The organism is Noviherbaspirillum sp., from assembly GCF_035254865.1.
GTDB lineage: Bacteria > Pseudomonadota > Gammaproteobacteria > Burkholderiales > Burkholderiaceae_D > Noviherbaspirillum.
The window spans coordinates 45,985-67,758 of record NZ_DATFAF010000092.1 but is presented as its reverse complement, the minus strand read 5'-3'; the positions used below and the strand labels follow the sequence as shown (position 1 = coordinate 67,758).

At 61.8% G+C, this 21,774-nt stretch carries 17 protein-coding genes; 9 read left to right on the top strand and 8 right to left on the bottom strand.

Annotation, left to right across the window (positions count from 1 at the left end; all coding sequences use genetic code 11):
- Nucleotides 1-31 precede the first annotated feature (31 nt).
- From VJ651_RS23370 to kefC, 5 genes are all read right to left on the bottom strand, one after another.
- Nucleotides 32-3,499 carry an indolepyruvate ferredoxin oxidoreductase family protein gene (locus tag VJ651_RS23370; protein ID WP_324109733.1) on the bottom strand — a complete coding sequence of 1,156 codons (3,468 nt, stop codon included), beginning with the start codon at nucleotides 3,497-3,499 and terminating at the stop codon, nucleotides 32-34.
- A 230-nt stretch (nucleotides 3,500-3,729) separates the two neighbouring features.
- Complete coding sequence (locus VJ651_RS23365; protein ID WP_324109732.1) at nucleotides 3,730-6,426, bottom strand: LuxR C-terminal-related transcriptional regulator; 2,697 nt, start codon at nucleotides 6,424-6,426, stop codon at nucleotides 3,730-3,732.
- A 100-nt stretch (nucleotides 6,427-6,526) separates the two neighbouring features.
- Nucleotides 6,527-6,991, bottom strand: a complete 465-nt coding sequence (locus VJ651_RS23360) for a MarR family winged helix-turn-helix transcriptional regulator (RefSeq protein ID WP_324109731.1) — start codon at nucleotides 6,989-6,991, stop codon at nucleotides 6,527-6,529.
- Between the two features lie 60 nt (nucleotides 6,992-7,051).
- Nucleotides 7,052-8,587 carry an MFS transporter gene (locus tag VJ651_RS23355; protein WP_324109730.1) on the bottom strand — a complete coding sequence of 512 codons (1,536 nt, stop codon included), beginning with the start codon at nucleotides 8,585-8,587 and terminating at the stop codon, nucleotides 7,052-7,054.
- A 209-nt stretch (nucleotides 8,588-8,796) separates the two neighbouring features.
- Entirely contained in the window at nucleotides 8,797-10,602 is a 1,806-nt protein-coding gene (kefC, locus tag VJ651_RS23350) for a glutathione-regulated potassium-efflux system protein KefC (RefSeq protein WP_324109729.1), read from the bottom strand.
- Nucleotides 10,603-11,051: 449 nt separating this feature from the next.
- On the opposite strand from kefC, the gene VJ651_RS23345 reads away from it, so the two are divergent.
- Nucleotides 11,052-11,984 carry a triacylglycerol lipase gene (locus tag VJ651_RS23345; protein WP_324109728.1) on the top strand — a complete coding sequence of 311 codons (933 nt, stop codon included), beginning with the start codon at nucleotides 11,052-11,054 and terminating at the stop codon, nucleotides 11,982-11,984.
- Between the two features lie 19 nt (nucleotides 11,985-12,003).
- A complete protein-coding gene (locus tag VJ651_RS23340; RefSeq protein WP_324109727.1) occupies nucleotides 12,004-12,945 on the top strand; it encodes a lipase secretion chaperone in 942 nt (313 codons plus the stop codon).
- A gap of 150 nt (nucleotides 12,946-13,095) precedes the next feature.
- Here the strand turns inward: VJ651_RS23340 and VJ651_RS23335 are convergent, their stop codons facing one another.
- On the bottom strand, nucleotides 13,096-14,217 hold the full coding sequence (locus VJ651_RS23335) for a GNAT family N-acetyltransferase (RefSeq protein WP_324109726.1): 1,122 nt from the start codon (nucleotides 14,215-14,217) through the stop codon (nucleotides 13,096-13,098).
- Between the two features lie 469 nt (nucleotides 14,218-14,686).
- Between VJ651_RS23335 and VJ651_RS23330 the strand changes: the two genes are divergently transcribed.
- Both VJ651_RS23330 and VJ651_RS23325 read left to right on the top strand, forming a co-directional pair.
- The gene (locus VJ651_RS23330; protein WP_324109725.1) at nucleotides 14,687-14,974 is read left to right on the top strand and encodes a hypothetical protein; all 288 of its coding nucleotides are present in this window, start codon (nucleotides 14,687-14,689) and stop codon (nucleotides 14,972-14,974) included.
- Nucleotides 14,975-15,003: 29 nt separating this feature from the next.
- Nucleotides 15,004-15,282: a hypothetical protein gene (locus tag VJ651_RS23325; RefSeq protein ID WP_324109724.1), complete on the top strand. Its 279-nt coding sequence runs from the start codon at nucleotides 15,004-15,006 to the stop codon at nucleotides 15,280-15,282.
- Nucleotides 15,283-15,321: 39 nt separating this feature from the next.
- On the opposite strand, the gene VJ651_RS23320 is transcribed toward VJ651_RS23325, so the two are convergent.
- Nucleotides 15,322-17,433: a hypothetical protein gene (locus tag VJ651_RS23320; protein WP_324109723.1), complete on the bottom strand. Its 2,112-nt coding sequence runs from the start codon at nucleotides 17,431-17,433 to the stop codon at nucleotides 15,322-15,324.
- Nucleotides 17,434-17,677: 244 nt separating this feature from the next.
- On the opposite strand from VJ651_RS23320, the gene VJ651_RS23315 reads away from it, so the two are divergent.
- The gene (locus VJ651_RS23315) at nucleotides 17,678-17,878 is read left to right on the top strand and encodes a hypothetical protein (RefSeq protein ID WP_136419014.1); all 201 of its coding nucleotides are present in this window, start codon (nucleotides 17,678-17,680) and stop codon (nucleotides 17,876-17,878) included.
- A gap of 181 nt (nucleotides 17,879-18,059) precedes the next feature.
- On the opposite strand, the gene VJ651_RS23310 is transcribed toward VJ651_RS23315, so the two are convergent.
- Complete coding sequence (locus VJ651_RS23310; protein WP_324109722.1) at nucleotides 18,060-18,473, bottom strand: VOC family protein; 414 nt, start codon at nucleotides 18,471-18,473, stop codon at nucleotides 18,060-18,062.
- A gap of 262 nt (nucleotides 18,474-18,735) precedes the next feature.
- Here VJ651_RS23310 and VJ651_RS23305 point away from each other — a divergent pair, with 262 nt between their 5' ends.
- From VJ651_RS23305 to arsA, 4 genes are read left to right on the top strand one after another with little or no spacing between them, the layout of a single operon-like run.
- Complete coding sequence (locus VJ651_RS23305) at nucleotides 18,736-19,089, top strand: metalloregulator ArsR/SmtB family transcription factor (RefSeq protein ID WP_324109721.1); 354 nt, start codon at nucleotides 18,736-18,738, stop codon at nucleotides 19,087-19,089.
- Between the two features lie 31 nt (nucleotides 19,090-19,120).
- Complete coding sequence (locus VJ651_RS23300; protein WP_324109720.1) at nucleotides 19,121-19,597, top strand: arsenate reductase ArsC; 477 nt, start codon at nucleotides 19,121-19,123, stop codon at nucleotides 19,595-19,597.
- A 12-nt stretch (nucleotides 19,598-19,609) separates the two neighbouring features.
- Nucleotides 19,610-19,972 carry an arsenite efflux transporter metallochaperone ArsD gene (gene arsD, locus VJ651_RS23295; RefSeq protein WP_324109719.1) on the top strand — a complete coding sequence of 121 codons (363 nt, stop codon included), beginning with the start codon at nucleotides 19,610-19,612 and terminating at the stop codon, nucleotides 19,970-19,972.
- Between the two features lie 13 nt (nucleotides 19,973-19,985).
- On the top strand, nucleotides 19,986-21,764 hold the full coding sequence (gene arsA / locus VJ651_RS23290) for an arsenical pump-driving ATPase (RefSeq protein WP_324109718.1): 1,779 nt from the start codon (nucleotides 19,986-19,988) through the stop codon (nucleotides 21,762-21,764).
- The last annotated feature ends 10 nt before the right edge of the window (nucleotides 21,765-21,774 follow it).

The following is a 21,774-nucleotide window of genomic DNA, read 5'->3' as shown; positions in this document are numbered from 1 at the left end:
TGCGGCGTTTGTGTTCGCCGCGCTTGAGGTTTCAGGCGGCCACCTCCTTCTTTGCGCCGCTCCAGCGTTGCAGCAAATTTGCCCGCACGCTTGCCAGCTTCTGCGCGCTGGCTTCGCGTACGTGGCCGTAGCCGCGTACCTGCTCCGGCCATCCGGCGATCTCGACTGCCAGGTCGAGATGCGTCGCATCCAGCCCGTCCAGCAGTTGCGCGATGTCCTGCTCGTACTCCGCAAGCAGGCGCTGCGCCAGCTTGCGCTCAGGGCTCCCGCGGAAGGGATCGAGGAAGGTGCCGCGCAAGCCGCGCAGCCGCGCCAGCACGCCGAACACCGGCAGCACCCATGGACCGAGCTCGCGCTTGCGCGGCGCGCCGGTGACCGGGTCGCGCTGGGCGAGCGGCCATGCGCCGAGATGGAAATGCAGCTTGTAATCGCCTTCGAATGTCTGTTCCAACTCGGCGCGGAATTCCGGCGAACTGTGCAGGCGCGCGACCTCGAACTCATCCTTGGTCGCCAGCAGCTTGTAGTAGTTGCGTGCCACGGCGCGCGCCAGGCGTTCGCCGCCGTCGAAGATGCGCTCCACCTCCGCCACGCGCGTGACCAGGCGGCGATAGCGGTCGGCATAGGCGGCATTCTGGTAAGCGGTCAGGCGCGCGGACCGGTCGGCGACAATGTCGGCCAGGCGGTTCAGGCTGGTCGGCACGATACTGATCACGGCGGCCGGCTTGACCAAGGCCTCGACGGAAGCAGGATCATGCGCCATGCGCCGCCCCCAAAGGAAACTCTTGAGGTTGAATTCGACGCTGACGTCGTTCAGTTCGATGGCGCGTTCGATGGCCCCGCGCGACACCGGCACCCAGCCGCGCTGCCATGCATAGCCGAGCATGAACATGTTGGCGGCAATGGCATCACCCATCAGGTCCATCGCCAGGCGCGATGCGGGCAGGCAGGCGACGCGATCATCGCCGCCGGCGGCGGTGCGGATGCGCTGCTGCAAGTCCTGCGGGTCGAGCTGCCAGTCGGGATTCTTGGTGAAATCGCTGGTCGGCGTCAGTTCGGTGTTGACAGCGGCGCGCGTGCGTCCTGCCGCCAGCCGCGACAGGGCTTCATCGCCGGCGCTCACCACCAGGTCGCATCCGACCAGGAGATCGGCTTCGCGCGCGGCGAGGCGCGAGGACTGCAGCATCGCCGGATCGTTGCCGATGCGGACATGCGACATCACGGCGCCGTATTTCTGCGCAAGGCCGGTGACGTCGAGCGTGGTGGCGGCCTTGCCGTCAATATGCGCCGCCATGCCGAGTATCGCGCCGATGGTGACCACGCCGGTGCCGCCAATGCCGGTGACCAGCACGCCGTAAGGATGCCCATCCAGCTGCGGCACGACGGGCTCGGGCAAGGCCGGGAAATCGGCATCCTTCAGCGTGCGCGTCTTGCCGCGCTTGAGACTGCCGCCATGCACCGTCACAAAACTCGGACAGAATCCTTCGACGCAGGAATAGTCCTTGTTGCAGGAGGACTGATTGATGCGGCGCTTGCGTCCGAGTTCGGTGGCAACCGGCTCGATCGACATGCAGTTGGATTTCTGGCTGCAATCGCCGCAGCCTTCGCATACCGCGGTGTTGATGAAGGTGCGTTTATCCGGATCGGGATACTTGCCGCGCTTGCGCAGGCGGCGGCGTTCGGTGGCGCACATCTGATCGTAGATCAGCACGGAAACCGTCGGGAAGTGACGCAGGTCGCGTTGCACGTTGTCCAGTTCACGCCGGTGTTCGACCTTGACGCCCGCGGGCAACTGCACGCCGGCATAGCGTTCCGGGTCTTCCGTGACCACCACCACCTTGCCGACGCCTTCGGCCAGCAGCTCGGCGGCCATCTGCGGAACGCTCAGCTCGCCGTCCACCGGTTGGCCACCGGTCATCGACACGAAGCCGTTGACCAGCAGCTTGTAGGTAATCGGCACCTTGGCCGCGACCGCCTGGCGAATCGCAAGAAAGCCGGAATGAAAATAGGTGCCGTCACCGAGATTGGCGAACACATGCTTTTCCTCGGTGAATGGCGCCTGGCCGACCCACATCGCGCCCTCGCCGCCCATGTGGCACATGGTGCCGGTATGCTCGGGACGCTGCAGCGCGGCGATCGCATGGCAGCCGATGCCTGCCAGCGCACGACTGCCGTCCGGAACCTGGGTCGAGGTGTTGTGCGGGCAGCCGGAGCAGAAGTTCGGCATCCGGACCGGGCCGGGGCGACGGGTTGCGTCCTGGGCATTGCTTCCCCAGCTCAGGCCAAGCAGCTTTGCGATCAGTGCTGCGACCTGCGGCGGAGCCAGTTCGCCGACCGAAGGCAGGCCGGCTGCACCGCGTGCCGGCGACCATTCATTGGCGCTGTGGAATTTGCCGACAACGCGTGCGCGTATCGCGGAATCGAACAGGATGGTCTTGATCTGGTTTTCAAGGACGGGGCGCTTTTCTTCCACGACAAGGATCGTGTCGAGCCCTTGCGCGAATTGTTCGATGATCTGCGGATCGAGCGGCCATACCATGCCGATCTTCAGCAGGCGGATGCCCTGCGCGGCGACCTCCTCTTCGCTCAGGCCCAGTTCCAGCAGGGCCTGACGCACATCGGTATAACCCTTGCCGGCCGCGACGATGCCCAGCCGGGGACTGGCACTGTCCAGCACGATACGGTTGAGGTCATTGGCGCGCGCATAGTCGAGCGCGGCGTGCAGCTTGTGGTTGTAAAGGCGCGCCTCCTGATCCAAGGGGCGGTCGAAGCGGCGGATGCCGAGGCCGTCGGCAGGCAATGGCACACCGGGCGCCACCGATCGCGGATACTCGGGACCGACGTAGACGCTGCCGGAGGATTCGACCACATCGGTGACCAGCTTCAGTCCGACCCAGCAACCCGCATGACGGCTCATCGCCAGGCCATGCAGGCCGAAATCGAGGATGTCCTGCACATTGGCGGGATACAGCACGGGAATGCCGGTGGCGATCAGGATGTAATCGGATTGCGCGGCCTGGGTCGATGACTTCGCCGCGTGATCGTCGCCGCACAGCGCAAGCGCTCCGCCCCATGGCGAGGTCCCCGCGCCGTTGGCGTGGCGCAGCACGTCGGCGCTGCGATCGACGCCCGGCGTCTTGCCGTACCAGATGCTGAACACGCCGTCGTATTTTGCACCGGGAAAAATACCGATGTACTGTGAGCCCCACACCGCGGTCGCGGCCAGGTCTTCATTGACGCCAGGCTGAAAATGGATATGGTTCTTCTTCAGCCATTCGGTATTGCGCCACAATTCCATGTCATAGCGCCCCAGCGGCGACCCGCGATAGCCGCTGATGAAACCGGCAGTGTTGCGCCCGGCGGCCTGATCACGCATGCGCTGTTGCATGGGCAGCCGCACCAGCGCCTGGGTGCCGGACATGAATGCCCAGCCGTCATTGAGCGCATATTTGTCGTCGAGCGTGATGTCGAGACGGGCCGTCAAAGGGAAAGGTGCATTCATAGCGCGCTGCGTGCGGACACGGCGGACCCTTGCGGCCGGCGCGGCCGCTTGCCCTTCCGGGCGGCGAATACGTCCGGCTGGCAAACACGGCCGGCGACCGCGCTGGCCCGGACGGGCGTGACGCTGTCTCCATTGTTGTTTTGACCAGCGGGATTCTAAAAGGAACGAGCGTTCGATTCACCACCTGTTCGGGTGGTGAACGTCGCTGCGGCGCAGCATGGAAATTTCCGCTATTCAATCAGGCGCATGCAGCGCGCCCTGGCAATCGCTTGCGCGCGGTTATGCGCGTCGAGCTTGGCATACAGATTCTTGAGATACCACTTGACGGTGTTTTCGGAAATCTGGAAACGCACCGCCAGTTCGCGGTTCTGTTCGCCCTGGGCGAGCGCGCGCAGCATCTCGCGTTCGCGCGGATTGAACGGCTCCGGGCTCGTTTCCTGCGGGCTATCGATGCCTGTCGGGACCGACTGTCCGCCCGCTTGCAGTACCCGTTCGGCATGGTCGCGCACTACACCTTGCGGCAACGCGTCCCTGCCGGAAAGCCAATGCCCGATGCGCGCCAGGACCGCATCGCCTTCATCCGCGAAACTGCGAATGAAACCTTGCCGGCTGCCGACCGCCATGGCCGCTGCCAGTTCTTCGTTCGCCGCAAGCGACTGACCGATGGCGTCGAGCGCGCAGACGCGCATAATCGACAGTTTCAGGGCGCGCCAGCCACGATCCAGCGCGCGCGCCTCTTTCAGCAGACGCTCGATGAGCGGCAGCATGGTCTGCGGGTTGCCGAGGCGGATCTGCAGCCGTATCCATGTGATGTCGCGCGCCTCGACATCGGTAGTGAAATAGAAATGCGCATCCTGCGGCTCATGCTGCGCGGCGGCGGCCAGTGTGGTTGCTACCCGCAACTGGTTCGACAAGGTCGCGAAGCGCACCTTCTCCCAGCGGCAGGCGAACGCCAGGCGATGAAAACGCCTGACCATTGCACGACCCAGTGCCTCGTCCAGCATCGCCATCGCTTCGTTGACCTCGCCTTGCACGAAACGCAGACGCGCCGCGGTCAGGTAGCCGCCCAGCAGCAGCCCCATCGCGAGATAGCCTTCCTCGGCAGGCGTGTGAATGGCAAGCACCGCCGCCGCTTCGTCCAGCCGGTCGGCCTCGTACAGGATCTCGTTGTGCAGGCCGGAGCCGATGCTGGCGTACTCGATTTGCGCGTGATCGGCCGGCGGCGTGCGCACGTCGATACCGGTGTAGCACGCCATGGCGCGATGCAGCTCGCCCCTCGTCGCCCACGCCGCGGCGCGCAAGCCGACCGTGGCCGACATGCCGAACAGGTTGGATGCCTTGCGATTGTGGTGGTCGGCGCGGTCAAGCAGTTCGAGCGCGGCGTCGAAATGGCTCATCGCGATTTCGCCAAAGGCGCGCACGTTGGTCATGATGCCGAGCGCATAGTCGCCGGAAACCTTGCTCAGGTTGCGCGTCGTGACTTCCATCACCTGGCCCACGTCTTCCGCGACGGCGGGAATCAGGGCTTCGAGCGCAAGGCAGTCCTCCCACACCAGCGGTGCGAAGGGCCGGCTCTCGGCCAGGGAAAACAACTGGCGCAGGCGTGCTTCCGCTTCATCGATCTGGTGGAAATAGGTGTGCGCGCGGGCTGCCGCCCACACGATGTCCGGATGATCGTCCGCGATGTGCGAAGGCAGGCGCCGCACCCACTGCAGCAGGGTCGCGAGATTGCCTGCCTTGACCAGTTGCTTGGCTGCGCGCTCCATCATACCGGCGGCGAAGCCTGGATCGTCCGCCTCCATCGCATGACCGATCGCCTCGATCAATTGGCCGTGCTGTTCCAGCCAGAGCGCTGCCTTGCGATGCAATTGCTGCGCCATGCCGGGGTGCAGCCGGTCGAGGCGGGTGCGCAGGAAATCGGCCAGCAAGGGGTGATAGCGGTAGGCGCCGTTGCGCGCATTATCGAGCGGGATCACGAACTGGTTGCGCCGTCCCATTTCGTGCAGCAGCTGCGCGCTGTCGCGGATGGCGCACAGGGCGTCGCACAAGCCGGGCTCCAGGTAACGCAGCACGCTGGTATGCAGCAGGAAGGATTGCTGCTCCGCAGGCTGGCGATCGAAAATCTCCCCGGCGAGATATTCGGCAAGATCCGATGCGCCGTCCTGCAAGACTTCCAGAAAACCCTGCGGCGCTTCGCTGCGATTCAATGCCAGCGAGCTGAGGCGCAGCATTGCCGGCCAGCCTTCGCAACGCTCGCTCAGCAACGCGTGCCATGCTGCGGGAACGGCATTGCTCCCGCCGGATCCATGCAGGAAGGCGCTGGTCTCGTTCGAATCGAAGCGCAACTGGCGGGCCGACCATTCCAGCACCAGTCCGCTGGCCTTCATGCGGCCAAGCGCAAGACCCGATTCCGGCCGGGTGCCGATCACAATGCGCAGATTGTCGGGGGCGAAGCGCAACAGGCGGTTGAGCAAGGCCAGCGCCGCGGGTTCCTGCACCGATTCAAGCTCGTCGAGGAACAACACCTGCGCTTCGGGCAGACGCTCGACATTGTTGAGCCAGAAACCGAGATCGGGCATGTGCGGCATCGCCAGCGATTCCTGCGACTGACCGGGATACGGTTGTCCGATGACGGCCTGCAAATGCGTCAGAAGATGGTTGAGGTCATCGTCGCGCGGATCCAGCGTGAGCCAGCGGCAATGCGCGCCGTTGTGCGTGAGGCGCGCGAACAGCTGGCTCATCAGGGTGGTCTTGCCGTATCCGGCGGGAGCGCGCAGCAGCAGGACGCGCCAATCGGGTACCTTGTTCAGCGCCTCGAGCAGCTTGTGCCGTGGCAGCATGCCCGCTGTCAGGGTCGGCGGATGGAGCTTGCTTCCCAGCGCCGCGCCTGTGGTGACATCAAGGTTTTGCCTGGAAAGATCTTTCATGTGGGCGGCTGACTTCCCTTCGTGTCGAGAACGTGCAGGACGATGTGGAGCGGGCATTATCGCAGCTTTCCAGAACGAAAAGCCTCGGCCGCTATTGGAGTCAGGCCAGCGCGTCTTCCGAGGTCTCCTGCTGCTTGTTGCTGGCATTGAAACGGCCTTCGAGCAACAACAGGGAGTCCATCAACTGGCGCAACTGATGGTCGGGGATGCTGCCCAGCGTGCGCTTGACGAAGGAGGCGCGTTTCGGAAGGCTGTGCTCGACCTGCTGCTTGCCTGCTTCGGTCAGGGTGACATTGGTGATGCGCTTGTCGTGCTGATCGGTGTGGCGCTCGATCCAGCCCAGCGTCTCGAGCGCGCTGAGCTGCCGGGAAAGCGCGCCGGGGTCGATGTGGGAGGCGTCGCCCAGCTGCTTTTGCGGACAGGGACGCTCTTCGGTGTACAGGTACAGCATGACCCGCCAGCGCGGCAGGAAATGTCCGACTTCCTTTTCGTATGCGCTCATGAACGCCCGATAGGTGCGTCCAAGCTGTTGAAGCACTTTCAATTGTTCCACCGGATCAAGCATTTCCACTCCCCTTGCGCCCATGGCTCGCATTATCCCCGATTCTGCCGGCTTTTCGTCCTGTCAGCGGCGTAACTGGAGACGCGGCACGCGGCGCAATTGCAATATCGCAAGCACGGCGACGGCAACCGACAACATCTGACCGATGTGGATGGACGATACCAGCGACACGCGTGCCATTTCAATCAGGTCAAGGCCGTTTTGTCCGGCCGCATGCACTTGCGCCAGCAGGTGCCCCTGCTCCACCTTGTTGATCAGGATCTGCGGATCTTGCAGCGGCACCAGCCATTGCGAAGCATGCATGGACTGCAGCGCATCGCTCACGCGGCTGATGTACAGGTGATTGACCAGGGTGCCGACAAGCGCGGTGCCGAGCATGCCGCCCACCATGCGCAGGGACTGGATCATCGCGGTCGCAATACCCAGGTGGGCGCGGCCGGCGGTTTCCTGGGTGAAGATGGTCAGGTTCGGCAGGATGAATCCAAGACCAAGTCCGCTGCCGAGCAGATAGAGCGCCACCAGCGCATGCGGCGTCGTCTGCTTCAAGGTCGTGATGCCGACGCCCGACAGGCCCAGCAAGGCGAAGCCGGTGAACATGATCCAGGCGGGATTGGGCACATGCGGCAACAGCCGGCTGTTGGAAATCGAACCGATCGTGATGCACACCACCAGCGGCGTGATCAGCATGCCGGCCGCATTCGGCGACAGTCCGAAGCCGCCCTGTAGCAGCAAGGGCATGTAGAACAGCAGCGCGAACATCATGAAGCCCATCATCACCGACAGGATGAACAGCGAGGCGAGCGCCGGATTGCGGAACATGTCGAAAGGCAGGATGGGATTGCTCGCCCGCTTTTCGCAGAAATACAAGCCGACAAAAGACGCCACGCTGCCGGCCGCCAGCAGTGCCATGGCGATGCTCAGCCCGTGTTTCGGCAGCAGTTCGACGAACAACTGCAGGCTGCCGAGCGAGCTTGCGATCAGCAATGCGCCGATCCAGTCCAGCTTCATCGGACCGTCGTGCTTGTGGTGGCGAATTAGCGGCATATGGCGCCAGACGAAGTACACGCTGAGGAGTCCCACCGGAAGATTGACATAGAACACCGAACGCCAGCCGGCGTATTCGGTCAGAAAGCCGCCGAGCGACGGCCCTACCGCGTTCGCAATGCCGAATGCCGTGCTGATCAGGACCTGCCAGCGCAGCCGCACGCGAGGTTCGGGAAAAAGATCCGGAACGGAAGCGAATGCAGTGCCGACCAGCATGCCGCCACCGATGCCCTGCAGGCCGCGCGCCAGTACCAGGAAGAGCATGCTGCTTGCCATGCCGCACAGGGCGGAAGCAAGTGTGAAGATCACGATCGATGCGACGACGAAATACTTGCGTCCGAAGTGATCGCCCAGCCGGCCGAAGATCGGCACCGTGATGACCGATGCCAGGAGATAGGAGGTGGCGACCCAGGCATACAGGTCGAAGCCCTTGAGTTCCGCAACCACGGTTGGCAGCGCCGTGCCGACCACCGTCTGGTCGAGCGCCACCATCATGACGACGAAAAACAGGCCCAGCATCGCCAGCAAGGATTCGCGGAAGGTCCTTGCTTGCATGCCTTCGCGGGCCGGTGCGGCGACTGCTCCGGCGTCGGAATTTGTTGTTTCAATGCTATCGACAGGCTTATTCACGGGAATCGCTTGATATCACAATCATTGACATGTCAACGATATTACCCCTCATCGAAACCCGTGTCAAACGCCCTTCTCACCATGTTTTTCGCAGCATGTCCGAATGGCAAGATCCGTCAACAGCGCCAAGGAATTCATCCCTCTTCCGCCCCGCGGCTCTCCGCCTCCCACGCCGCCGCATCGCGCGCAAACATGTCTTCCAGCTCCTTCCGGCCTTGCTTGGCCATCGAGATCATTTGCGGCTGATCCTTGTAATACGGATAGGCCGCTTGCAGCATCTTGATGTTATGCGCGCGGAATTTTCGCACGACGTCCTCCGCCCGTTCCGGCGCATAGCCGAGCTCCTGCAGCACTTTCCCGCCAAGCTGCAGCGAGGCCTCGAAAGTCTCGCGTTCGAGGATGGACACGCCGCGATCCATGAGGTCGTAGTAATGGGTGACGTTGCGCGCGCGCGCCAGAATCTTCAAATGCGGAAAGTTGCGCCTGACCATATCAACCAGCGCAAGGCTGTCTTCAATGTCGTCAATCGCCACCACCAGCAATCTGGCGTTCTCCGCGCCGGCGGCACGCAACAAGTCGGCGCGCGAGGCATCGCCAAAGAACACCTTGAAGCCGAACTTGCGCAGCAGATCGACCTGATCCGGGTCATGGTCCAGCACCGTTGCGCGAATCCGGTTGGTCAACAGCAAACGGCCGATGATCTGGCCAAAGCGGCCGAAGCCGGCGATGATGACCGGCGCCTCCTGCGGCTCGATCTTGTCTGCCGGCCGCAGCCCTTCCTCCCTGAAGCGCGGCGCGATCCATTTGTCATAGAGCACCAGCAGCAAAGGCGTCGTCACCATCGATAACGCAACAACGACCACCAGCAGCGATGCGATCTGCGCGGAAAAGACCCGAGCCGTGGCCGCCGCGCCGAACACCACGAAGGCAAACTCGCCGCCCTGCGACAACACGAATGCGAACAAGGCCTGTTCGCCGCGCGGAATACCGAAACGTTTGCTCAGCCCATAGAGCACACCCGTCTTGAGGAGCAGAAAACCCGCCACCAGGCCGAGCACCAGTAGGGGCTGCGCGAGGAGCACCCCGAAGTCGACCGACATGCCGACCGCAGTGAAGAACAGCCCCAGCAGCAGGCCCTTGAACGGTTCCAGGTCGCTTTCCAGAGCGTGCCGGTATTCGGAGTCTGCGAGCAGCACGCCCGCGATAAAGGTGCCGAGCGCCATCGACATCCCGACCGACTGCATCAGCCAGCCGATGGCAATCACCAGCAGCAGCGCGAAGGAAGTGAAGATTTCCCGCAATTGCGTCTTCGCGATGAAGCGCAGCAAGGGGCGGATCAGATAGCGCCCGCTGAAAATCAGCGCGATCATCACCGCGGCCACTTTCGCCGCGGCCATCCATCCGCCTTCGGTATCGTCGCGCGGCATTGCTCCCAGAAACGGAATCAGCGCGATCATCGGAATCGCCGCCATGTCCTGGAACAGCAGGATGGAAAATCCCGCCGCGCCGGCCGGTGTTGCCTTGAGGTTGCGCTCTTCCAGCGTCGCGAGCGCGATCGCGGTCGACGACAAGGACAAGCCGAGCGCCGCGATCAGCGCGGTCTTCCAGTCGAGCCTGAGCGCAAGCCCGGCACCGAACAGCACGAGAGTGCCGGCGCCAACCTGCAGCGCACCCCAGCCAAATATCGGACGGCGCAAAGCCCACAAGTGCTTCGGATCCAGCTCCAGCCCGATCAGAAACAGCAGCAGGACCACGCCGAATTCGGAAAAATGCAGGATGACATCAACGCCTTCGATCAGGCGCAATCCCCACGGGCCGATCGCCATGCCGGCCAGCAGATAGCCGAGCACGGCGCCCAGGCCGAGGCGCTTGGCGATGGGCACCGCAATGACTGTGGCGGCAAGGTAAATCAGGGAATTGAATAGCAGGCTGTGTTCCATCGGAAGTCCCGGCCAGGCGCGAGCAAAGTCGCAGATGCTGGTACTTTACCGCGGGGCCGGAGAAATCGCCGATGGAAACCCGTTGTTGAATGAAAGAAGTGCGATGGCGCGCTCCGCACGGTGATCTCGGGCATCAAAACATGTCGGAAATGGGTCGGCCAAGCCCTTGAGCCTCATTTCGTGGTCGTGCGGCCCAGCTGTGGCCTCTGAAGTCAACAAATATATTAGAAAGCGTATTGTTTTTATACAAATCCAGACAGACAATCGCTTGGTACCAAGTCGATCATGTGCCTGCTCAAGGGGTGATCGTAATCAGGCGTAGAGCAAGAGTGGTAAAAACCACCTCGACGGCTTGGAACACCGCCCGCAGGGAGGCGGAACGACAAAACAGACTGCCGAAAAGGCAGCAAAGGTCGTAAAAACTTAAACACCAATTCATGGAGACAACGATGAAAACCCAGCTACGGAAATGGCTGTCTGCAGCCCTTATTGCAATTTGTATTCTGCCGGCCCAGTCCTGGGCAGTCGGCTATACCCAGACCAAATACCCGATCGTGCTCGTGCATGGCCTGTTCGGCTTCGATAATATCGGCCCGTTCGGTTACTGGTACGGCATTCCCTCGGCCCTGACAGCCGACGGCGCCAAGGTTTATGTGACACAGGTGTCGGCATCCAACAGTACGGAAGTGCGCGGCGAACAATTGCTGACCCAGGTGAAGCAAATCCTGGCAGCCACCGGCGCCGGCAAAGTCAACCTGATCGGCCACAGCCACGGCGGCCCGACCGCGCGCTATGTGGCGTCTGTGCGGCCGGACCTGGTGGCCTCGGTCACCTCCGTCGGCGGCGTCAACAAGGGTTCCGCGGTGGCCGACATCCTGGTCCACGTGGCTCCGCCGGGCTCCCTGTCCAATGCCGTGCTGACCTCGGTCACCAATGCCCTGTCCAGCCTGATCAACTGGCTGTCGGGCAACCCGAATCTGCCACAGAACTCATGGGCAGCCGCCATGTCGCTCAGCACTGCCGGTTCGGCAAAGTTCAACGCAGCCCATCCTGAAGGCGTGCCGACCACCGCCTGCGGCGAAGGCGCGTATCAGGTCAACGGCGTGCGCTACTTCTCCTGGAGCGGCGGTAGTTCTTACACCAATGTCCTGGACGTCGTCGACCCATGGCTGCTGTTGACGTCGGCTGCGTTCGCCGGCGCCCAGAACGATGGACTGGTCTCGAGCTGCTCCAGCCACCTGGGCAAGGTCATTCGTGACAACTATGGAATGAATCACCTGGACGAGGTGAACCAGACGGCGGGCATCGTGAATCTTTTCGAAACCAATCCCAAGACGATCTATCGCCAGCATGCGAATCGCCTGCAAAGTCTTGGCCTGTAATTCCCGATAGAGATTCCTCATGCAAATAAGGAAACGATATCTTGGCGTGGCGGCGGCTTTGGCCGCCGCCATTTGTTACGCTGCCTGGCCGACGCAGCCTGAACCTAGGGTAGCGCTCAAACCACGCGGCGACGGCAATTTGTTTTCCTTCGTCAGATCGATGGACGGCACCCGGCCGGATGGCAATGTCACCACCTCCTCCGACGACCAGCTGGTCGTCGATGCGGAGCTGCCGCGCATGTTCGATTACTACCTGGCTGCGGTCGGCGAAAAATCGCTGGATCAGATTCGCGCCGAAATCGAGCGTCAACTGGACCAGCGCCTGAAGCCGAACGCAGCCGCGCAAGCCAAGCGCCTGCTGGCCGCCTACCTGGATTACAAACGCGACTTGGTCACAGTGGAAAAGAACTTGCAGGCCGGGGCCACCGGCAACGGGATCGAAGCGATCAAGGCGCGCCTCGACGCCATCCGGCAATCGCGCCTGCAATTTTTCAGTCCCGCAGAAGTACAGGCTATGTTCGGCCTGGAGGATGCGTACGACCGGTATAACGTTGAGCGGTATGAGATTGCCCAGGATAAAGCCCTGACGGACGCGCAAAAGGAGGAAAAACTGGCGGCGCTGGATGCGGCGATGCCGCCCGAATTGCGCAAGGACCAGGAGGCGCCGCTTGCCGTCGTCAAACTGGAAGAGTCGGTGCAGAAAATGCGGACAAGCGGCGCCAGCGATGACGAGGTGTATCGCATGCGCGCTGCCACGCTCAACCCGGAAGCGGCGGCGCGCCTGAGCGAATTGGACCGCGACGAGGCCGCCTGGAAAAGTCGCATTGCCGACTATCTGGCCCAGCGCAGCAGTCTGCTTAACGCCAGCATGGCAGATGCGGACCGACAGGCGGCGATCCAGCAGTTGCGCAACAGCCGCTTTGACCCGCAGGAACAGATGCGCCTTCCGGCATACGAGTAACCGGTTTAATCGGTGCTGGAAATGCCCCGTTCTGGCAGGAGTGACGCACGGTGCTGCAGAATGATTCGTGCTGCATGCACCCGCAATTTCGACTCGTAACGGCTTGGTCCGACTTCGGATTCAATGCCTGCACAGAAGTTCGCAGTTCAATCAAGGAATGCGCAACGCGCTCGCGCGCTGGCTTTTTGCCGCTCGCCATGCCGCCAGCATTTTTCCGACCATTCGCCACTGAAGCCGCTTGTCCGTTTCCGCATGGTGAACGGCCCATCGATTGGCCTGCAGCGCATATCCTTTGCACGCGGTTCTCATCGCTGTTCCGGCATGCCGCAGAAGCGCGCCCCGGGAGCGGTACAAGGTGATGTGGTCGAACTGCCGAAATTCGCCGAGCAAAGCCGTCTTGTACTCGTACCAACTGTGGCCGAGATGAAAATGTTCCGCGCCCGATTCAATGGCATGGCATATCGCCAGGTAGCAGCACAGCATGCCGAGGCGGTAATCGTCGTAGGCCGGATCATGCGCGTTCACCCGCGATATCCAGCTCGTCCCGATGCGGTACATGATCGCGCCGCCACACACGCGCCCATCGATGGTGGCAAGCAGCACGGCGCCGCTGCGCTGAACCAGCTTGATGATGTTGCGCGTTTCATCTTCGTCGATGCCGAAGGAGACGCCCTTGCTTGCAATGCGCTCGCGGCTCAGTTCGATGATCTCGCGGATGAGTCGTTCGTCCACGTCGCCGCGCTCGATGATGCGATAGCTGAATGAGGGGAAATCGCGTTCCACGCGGTTGCGGTGACGCTTGAGATTCTTGCGCGTGGAGGAACCCAGGCGCGCAAGATAATCTTGCGATGTCGACGGCAGCGCCACAATGAAGTCTTCGGCGCAAAAAAAACGCTGCTGCGGGAGCGGGATGCCGCACGAGTCCATTTGCACTGCATGCAAGATGATCATGTCAACCGGATCGGAGCCGGCAAACATGTGCCGCGCGAAGCGTTCCACCTCCGCCGCCGCAAGTCGCATTCCCTCGTTGACCACGTACAGCCTTGTCCCTTCGCGCCGGAAAAGAAAGACCGCGGTCGGGATGCCATTCCGTCGCGCGATATAAGTGCTGACACCCGCCAGGCTCGCACAGGTCTGAAAGTAAGTCAGCGAGGAATACAAGCTTCCGTACAGTCGATCCAGTTCCGGCCCGACATCGGGCGGCACCTCATCTTCATGCACAACAATATCGGCCTCGGCCGCGAAATTCGGCTCTATATCGAAAGCTGTCATGTCTCTGCGGACGGGCATCGCGCGCTGTGGCGTGGCCGTCCTCTCCGGAAGATTTTTCTTGTCGGCGAGCACTTTTGCGCTCTGCCATTTGTCCAGGCGTCGGCGTGTGACGGACTGTTAAGACTGCGAGTGAGCATGCAAGGGGAAGTTCCGGCTTTTGCGTTTCCTGCATGGAGGACCTTGAACCGGCGCAAGCAGACCGTGGGGCGCTTTCGCAGGTGTCTGATGTGAACGAACAGAAGTGCGCCAATCTGTCTGGCGGCAACCACCATGCCTTCGATCAGCATCTTGTGAAAAGCAGTAGCAAGACGTATCACGAATAAAGGATTTTTCCTTTTAATTCAATGACTTGAAAGATGATTCGCGAGCTGCGGCGAGAGCTGGCACAGTCCCTGCGATATCCCCCTCGAGTGCAACAAAACGCTCACCAAGCAAACCCAAATCATTCATTTTTTAAAGGAACATGACCATGAAAACCCTGACCATCAAAGACCTGTCCCGCACCGAAGAACTCGACCGCGATGCCATGGCTGCCGTACACGGCGGCACCGGCATGGGCAAAGGCATGATGCCCTCTTACTTCGGCGGCCCGTCGTTCAGCCTCAACAAGAACGACTTTTCCTTCGACGCCAGCCAGCTGATGTCGCAAAGCCAGAACACCGAAGTCAACAACGGCAACAACGTCGCCTTCGCAAGCAACATCACTGCCAACGTCAAACCGACGCAGACCGGCACCAACAAGATCGACTTTCTGTAATCAAATTGAAAACCTATTGGAGAACCGACATGACCACACTGATCATCAAAGACATCGCTGCCACCGAAGAACTCGACCGCAAAGCCATGGGCGCAGTACGCGGCGGCACCAGCAAAGGATTGACGCCCTACTACTGGGGTCCGAGCGTGAGCATCGACAAGAACGACTTCTCGTTCGATGCTACGCAAATGCTCGGCCAGAAGCAGGACACGCTGGTGAACAACGGCAACAACGCTGCCTTTGTGTCGGGGATTACCTCCACGGTAAATCCGAGCCAGACCGGCACCAACAAGATCAACTTCGGTTAAGAAGTGACACGGTGAAGGGCGGATATCCGCCCTTCACCTTTACTGCTTGCGTGCGATGAAACCGCCTACCGAAGCAGCCCCTGTCGTTGCGTTCGACAGCGAGAAGCTGCCGCCGATTTCTGCAGGTCCTGCGCCGCTGCCTCCTGCAAGCACCGGGCCGAAGAACCGGCCGCTCAATCCGCCATTCAGCGTGCCATTGTTGACCGCACCGGTCAGGTAGTTGGCGACATTGCTGCCCGCGGCGCCCATCGCGGTGGAGGCGTTCATGGTAACAGGCACAGCCAACGCGGCATCGTCGTCGGTATGCGTGTTCTGGATCGCGACGCTGACCGAACGGGTGGCAAAGTCGACGGTAATGAGCGCCGAACCTCGGAAGAATGCTGCATCTTTGGTAGCCGAGGCAGCGTACCAGCCGAATACGATGCCGGAATAGGTCGCCTTGCCTGCTGCCGGTACGCTGGCCGGATCGGATACCTGCCCGAAGGCGACCATGCCGGTGCGTGCCTGATTATGCTCATCGGAGCCGGCGCCGGCGGTCCATTCGACGATGCGGACGGTGTCCTGCGTGAGCCAGGCACCGAGGTTCGCATACTGGTAGCTCCAGTTGCTCAACTGGCGATAGCCCTTCGAGCCGGGGAACGGCACGCCGAAGCCATTCCCGCCTGGCAGAATGGTCGGGTTGCCGTTCGCATCCGGCAAACCATTTCCGGCATGCACATCGCCGTCGCCGTGCAGGCGGCTGGCACTCGTCGTATCCGGCATGATGCCGCCGCTCTGCCAGTCGCCCGTGTGATGCTGGATACCGGATGACTCAATCGTCGGGCAAGGCACCATCTCGGGCGGACAGCGCGAGGGATCGCTGCGCGGGAAGTAGCTGTTGTTCGCGTAGTTGAGCTGCGTGGCCGAGGTCCCCTTGCTGGCGACGTCATAGAAGGCCAGGTTGGAACTCGGCGGCAGCGCGCCTGAACTGATCATGCCAGAGGAATCGATCTGGACGCGGCCTTGCGTGGTGCGGAAGGTCTCGACGATGATCGGACGCTCGACCTTGCCATCCCACGAAATGCCCAGATTGGACAGCAGCAGCACCGGGTTCGACACCAGTCCGTCGCTCGCCTTGAACACGCGCACCTCGGCCAGCCCGCCGCTGGCAGGCGCAAGGCCCCAGGCCGCGGTGGCATCGACAATGGGTGTCGCCAGGTCGTTGGTGGATTTGCCGTAGGCCTGCACGCCGGAGCTCGTCAGGGTGACGCCGTTCTCGGTGCGGATGATGCTTCGGCCGCTGCACTGCGTATTCGCGCCCTCGACGCAGGACATGGTCATCTGCACGCCCTCCGGCACAGGCACGGGCAGTCCCGGTGTCGGGGTGGGATTGGGATCGGTGGACGTCGAAGCGTATTCACAGATCTTGTTCGCGCCGGGCAGCGGATCGCCAAACACTTCGTTGTTGCAGCCGATCGTATTCGTGGCGGTGAGCGTCGCATAGGTGCCGTTCAGGCCGTAACGGACCTGCGTGGTGCCGGTGAAGGAGCACGTCCCGTTTTCGTCCGCGCACTTTGTCCATCCTGGCGTCGGATCGGGATCTGGGGGCGGCGGAGGCGGCGGAGGCGTGGACCCGGATGAACTGTATTCGCAAATTTTGTTGGCACCCGGCAGCGGATCACCGAAGACTTCATTGTTGCAGCCGATGGTGCTGGCGGCGGTAAGCGTCGCGTAGGTCCCGTTCAGTCCATAACGCACCTGTGCGGTGCCGGAGAAGGAACAGGTGCCGTTCTCGTCGGCGCATTTTGTCCAGGTGGTCGGGTCTGGCGTGGGGTCCGGTACGACGGTGACCGTCCGGTACTCGCAGGTCTTGTCCGCGCCGGGCACCGGATCGCCAAAGACATCGTTGTTGCAGGCAATCGCGGAACTTGCCGTGAGCGTCGCATAAGTGCTGTTGGCGCCATAGCGCACTTGCGTGGTGCCGGAGAACACGCAGGTACCGTTCTCATCCGCGCATTTTGTCCAGGTCTCGATATAGGTATCGGCGAGCAGCTTGGATGTCGCGCTGGATTGTTGTCCTCCTGCGGAGACGTCTGGATTGCCGCCACATCCGCTCAGTCCGATCATGAGCAGCATGGCGAGCACGAATGCGACGCTTCCGGATGTTTTCATTGTTGTTCTCCGCATTGAAACATCCACGAGTCTACGAGTTGCGGATTTGCATATGCTTGAGTGGCATCAATTGCCGATCGCATAAGAAAAAAATCGGCTTTCCTCTCGGTATTTGCTCCCCATTCGATGCAGGCCACAACGAGTCTTCGGACATTGCCGGAAGCCGGTTACTGGCAGCATCGGGCAAATGTGTTTATGCTCCGGTCTGACGGCGGCAAACGCGGCTGATACCAAGGTGAATGTGATGGCAAAGAAAGAGAAACTTGATCCGGAAACCGCCGCGCTGATTCAGTGGTGCACGGAGGTGGAAGGATTCCTGGTCGCGGGCGGAGCGACGCTGGCCCAGGCGCAGGAACATATCGAGGAACAGGTCGAATGGTTCACTGATATGTTCTACGACGGATTGTCACCCGAGGAAGCGGCGAAAGCGGCATTAAGCGATTGAGAGCGAGGCGTCCGGCGACAATCCCGTGCATCGCCGCCGACGCCTTTTCACTCTCGATTCCGCACGGATACGATTCGATGAACGCGCGCCGCCAATCTTCAATTTCGATCTTCTTCATCTGCAGCAACGCAGCGACCGCTATTTGAGTATGAAAGCGGCGTGGCCGACTGCAAGATTTGTCTTATTTCGCGTCCGGCGCATGCCAGTTTTGCGGCACCGGTTGCAGCATGCTTACGCGATTGCCTTCGGTGTCGATGAATGAAACGTACTGCCCGACCCCGGGTATTTCCATCGGCTCGCCGAGCACCTGGCCGCCGGATTCGCTTACTTTCCTCGAGGATTCCTTGATGTCGGTTACAGCGATGACGACGGAGGGATGCTGCGCCGGCCACTCCGGATTCTTCGGATAGAAACCGCCGTTGATCGCGCCGGGGCGCTTCGGTCCTGCTTCGTCCGTCTCGGTCGTTGTGGCGATGACGTAATTGCCCATCTCCTGGCCGAGGTTTTTCGTTTGCCAGCCGAAGGCCGACTCGTAAAACGACGCCATCCGGTCCTGGTTCTCGTACGGCATTTCGAAGTGAACGACTGGATCCATGTGTTTCTCCAATTTGGTTGAGTACGGCTGCGCTTCGCGTGCGTCGCGCTGTTTCTTGTTCCCGGGTTTGAAATAGCTCCCTGTGGATTTGCAGGATGGCGCATGGAGAATTCTTGTCAAGCATGATCGTCAGCTTTTCTGTCCGATCCGTATTCACGGCTGCACGGGTTGCGAGGCATCCTTCGTGCATTTCGCATTGCGCCATCTTCATATTTCGACTATCCTTGAAATATCGAATAACGCTAGCCGACCGGCTCCCAACATGGACACTCCCGCCGCCGTCTCCGCCCTTTCCGCACTCGCCCATGAGTCCCGCCTGTCGGTATTCCGACTGCTGGTGCAGGCCGGTCCGGAAGGCATGGCCGCCAGCAAGATCGGCGAGAAGCTCGACATTCCGCCCTCCTCGCTGTCTTTCCATCTGAAAGAGCTGACACACGCTCGCCTGATCACCCCGCGCCAGGACGGTCGCTACATCATCTATGCCGCCGCGTTCCCGACGATGAACGCATTGATGGCATTCCTGAGTGACAACTGCTGCGGCGGCAATCCATGCATGCCGGTCCCGCAGTGCACACCCGACTGCCAAAAGGCCGCAGACATATCCTCCGCAGATTGAGACCCCTCTTTCCGACCAACGCGACCAGCACATGAACGTTCTCTTTCTATGCACCGGCAATTCCTGCCGCTCGATCCTGGGCGAAGCGACCTTTAACCATCTCGCCCCGCCAGGCTGGCGCGCCATGAGCGCCGGCAGCAAGCCGACCGGCCAGGTGCATCCACGCTCGCTCGCGCTGCTGTCCAGGGAAGGCATCGCCACCGACGGTTATTGCAGCAAGTCGTGGGATAACTTGCCGGCCACACCCGACATCGTGATTACCGTCTGTGCCAGCGCCGCCGGTGAAACCTGCCCGGCGTATCTTGGTCCCGTGTTGCGAACGCACTGGGGCGTGGAAGATCCGGCACACGCGACGGGCACCGATGAAGAGATCGATGCCGCCTTCCGCAAGGCGTATCGCATCCTGCGCACGCGCATCGAGGCGTTTCTCGCCTTGCCGCTGGAAACGCTTGAACGCGACAAGGCCGCACTCAAGCTTGAACTCGACAAGATCGGCCAACTGATTTAAGGAGCATCCATCATGGCAAGCATTCAGGTATTCGACCCGGCATTGTGCTGCAGCAGCGGCGTCTGCGGCGTCGACGTCGACCAGCAACTCGTGACCTTCGCGGCCGACGTCAGCTGGCTCAAGGAGCAAGGTATTCAAGTGGAACGCTTCAATCTCGCGCAGCAGCCGATGGCCTTCGCAGAAAACGCGACCGTCAGGGGATTCCTGGAGCGCTCGGGCCAAGAGGGCCTGCCCTTGATCCTGGTCGATGGCCAGATCGCCTTGACCGGCCGTTATCCGCGCCGCGCCGAACTCGAGCGCTGGGCAGGCCTTGCCAAACCGGCCATCGAGGTCAAGGCGGCGGGCGGATGCTGCAGCGGATCGAACTGCTGTTAAGAAAGGTCCTGCCATGCGATTCCTCGATACCCCGCCCACCTTCCTCTTCTTTACCGGCAAGGGCGGTGTCGGGAAAACCTCCCTCGCCTGCGCCTCGGCGATCCGGCTCGCGGACCAGGGCAAGCGTGTCCTGCTGGTCAGCACCGACCCTGCATCGAACGTCGGGCAAGTTTTCGGAATTGCAATCGGCAACAAGGTGACGACGATCGATGCGGTACCGCGCCTGGCTGCACTGGAGATTGACCCGCAAGCGGCGGCGCAGCAATACCGCGACCGGATTGTCGGGCCGGTGCGCGGCGTGCTCCCCGAGGCCATCGTCAAGAGCATCGAGGAACAATTGTCCGGCGCATGCACGACGGAAATCGCGGCATTCGACGAGTTCACCGCGCTCCTGACCGACCCGGCTCTGCTGCAGCAGTACGACACCATCGTGTTCGACACCGCGCCCACCGGGCATACCATTCGCATGCTGCAATTGCCCGGCGCCTGGACCGGTTTCCTGGACGCCGGCAAGGGCGACGCGTCCTGTCTCGGGCCGCTCGCCGGGCTGGAGAAGCAGCGCAGCCAATACAAGGCCGCTGTCGACGCGCTGTCCGATGCGCGGCGCACCCGGCTCATCCTGGTCGCGCGGGCACAGCGCTCGGCACTGCTGGAAGTGGCGCGCACGCATGAGGAACTGACCGCAATCGGCTTGGCGCAGCATTACCTTGTCATCAACGGCGTGCTGCCCGCTGCTGAAACCGCAAGCGATCCGCTGGCCAATGCCATTTACGCGCGCGAGCAGGCAGCGCTGGCCGAGTTGCCGGCAGCGCTTTCCGCACTACCCGTGGACTACGTTGCCTTGAAGCCTTTCAATCTCGTCGGCTTGCCGGCATTGAAGAAGCTTCTGAGCGACGAGACAGCAGCATCGACGTCAGGTACATCTTCTTCCCGACCGCCCGCAGCGCCGGACCTCGCATCGCTGGTCGATGCCATGTGCGGCGACGGTCATGGTCTGCTCATGCTGATGGGCAAAGGCGGTGTCGGCAAGACCACGGTGGCCGCAGCCATTGCGGTCGAACTAGCGAGCCGGGGCTACCCGGTTCATCTAACGACCTCCGACCCGGCGGCGCATCTTTCCGAGACTTTGGCCGGCTCGCTTGAGAATCTGACCGTCAGTCGCATCGATCCGCACGCGGAAACCGAACGCTACCGACAGCATGTGCTGGACACGAAAGGCAAGGACCTGGATGCACAGGGACGCGCGCTGCTGGAAGAAGACCTGCGCTCGCCCTGCACCGAGGAAATCGCCGTCTTCCAGGCGTTTTCGCGGGTGATTCGTGAAGCCGGCAAGAAATTCGTTGTGATGGACACCGCGCCGACCGGCCACACCTTGCTCCTGCTCGATGCGACCGGCGCCCACCATCGCGAAATCGTGCGTCAGATGGGGCAGACCGGCATGCATTTCACCACGCCGATGATGCAACTGCAGGACCCGAAGCAAACCAAAATCATGATCGTGACCCTGGCAGAAACCACGCCCGTGCTGGAGGCGGCGAATCTGCAGGATGACTTGCGCCGGGCCGGGATTGAGCCCTGGGCATGGATCATCAACAACAGCCTCGCTTACGCCAACCCGCGATCGCCCTTGTTGCGCGAGCGCGCCGCCAATGAAATGGCGCAGATCGAAGCCGTTGCTTTGCGCCATGCGCAGCGCTGGGCGATCGTCCCCTTGCAGGCGCAGGAACCGGTCGGCGTCGACCGTCTGCGCATGCTGGCGCGCCACGCAAGCGATATTTCCGCCCACTCCTGAACGAGAGCAT

Coding starts and splice junctions, on each gene's coding strand:
- VJ651_RS23370 (WP_324109733.1), bottom strand. CDS start 3,499: ATGAATGCACCTTTCCCTTTGACGGCCCGTCTCGACATCACGCTCGAC.
- VJ651_RS23365 (WP_324109732.1), bottom strand. CDS start 6,426: ATGAAAGATCTTTCCAGGCAAAACCTTGATGTCACCACAGGCGCGGCG.
- VJ651_RS23360 (WP_324109731.1), bottom strand. CDS start 6,991: ATGCTTGATCCGGTGGAACAATTGAAAGTGCTTCAACAGCTTGGACGC.
- VJ651_RS23355 (WP_324109730.1), bottom strand. CDS start 8,587: ATGCAAGCAAGGACCTTCCGCGAATCCTTGCTGGCGATGCTGGGCCTG.
- kefC (WP_324109729.1), bottom strand. CDS start 10,602: ATGGAACACAGCCTGCTATTCAATTCCCTGATTTACCTTGCCGCCACA.
- VJ651_RS23345 (WP_324109728.1), top strand. CDS start 11,052: ATGAAAACCCAGCTACGGAAATGGCTGTCTGCAGCCCTTATTGCAATT.
- VJ651_RS23340 (WP_324109727.1), top strand. CDS start 12,004: ATGCAAATAAGGAAACGATATCTTGGCGTGGCGGCGGCTTTGGCCGCC.
- VJ651_RS23335 (WP_324109726.1), bottom strand. CDS start 14,217: ATGACAGCTTTCGATATAGAGCCGAATTTCGCGGCCGAGGCCGATATT.
- VJ651_RS23330 (WP_324109725.1), top strand. CDS start 14,687: ATGAAAACCCTGACCATCAAAGACCTGTCCCGCACCGAAGAACTCGAC.
- VJ651_RS23325 (WP_324109724.1), top strand. CDS start 15,004: ATGACCACACTGATCATCAAAGACATCGCTGCCACCGAAGAACTCGAC.
- VJ651_RS23320 (WP_324109723.1), bottom strand. CDS start 17,433: ATGAAAACATCCGGAAGCGTCGCATTCGTGCTCGCCATGCTGCTCATG.
- VJ651_RS23315 (WP_136419014.1), top strand. CDS start 17,678: ATGGCAAAGAAAGAGAAACTTGATCCGGAAACCGCCGCGCTGATTCAG.
- VJ651_RS23310 (WP_324109722.1), bottom strand. CDS start 18,473: ATGGATCCAGTCGTTCACTTCGAAATGCCGTACGAGAACCAGGACCGG.
- VJ651_RS23305 (WP_324109721.1), top strand. CDS start 18,736: ATGGACACTCCCGCCGCCGTCTCCGCCCTTTCCGCACTCGCCCATGAG.
- VJ651_RS23300 (WP_324109720.1), top strand. CDS start 19,121: ATGAACGTTCTCTTTCTATGCACCGGCAATTCCTGCCGCTCGATCCTG.
- arsD (WP_324109719.1), top strand. CDS start 19,610: ATGGCAAGCATTCAGGTATTCGACCCGGCATTGTGCTGCAGCAGCGGC.
- arsA (WP_324109718.1), top strand. CDS start 19,986: ATGCGATTCCTCGATACCCCGCCCACCTTCCTCTTCTTTACCGGCAAG.